The 200-nt window shown below is 49.0% G+C and carries 1 rRNA gene; it reads right to left on the minus strand.

Features of this window, described 5'->3' with window-relative positions:
* Positions 1 to 124 (minus strand): 23S ribosomal RNA (locus tag BEN26_RS13900); the annotation flags it as partial.
* Positions 125 to 200 lie beyond the last annotated feature (76 nt).

Raw genomic sequence — 200 nt, forward strand, 5'->3', positions numbered from 1 at the left:
CCCCCATTCGGAAATCCCCGGATCGATGCTTACTTACAGCTCCCCGAGGCATATCGGTGTTCGTCCCGTCCTTCTTCGGCTCCTAGCACCAAGGCATCCACCGTGCGCTCTTTGTAGCTTAACCTATTTTTGCCTTGCTTTTCTTGCTATCTAGTTTTCAAGGTACAACAATGCGCTTGATGCGCTAATATGAAAGGAAT

This window comes from Tepidibacillus sp. HK-1 (genome assembly GCF_001748485.2).
GTDB classification, from domain to species: Bacteria; Bacillota; Bacilli; order Tepidibacillales; family Tepidibacillaceae; genus Tepidibacillus_B; species Tepidibacillus_B infernus.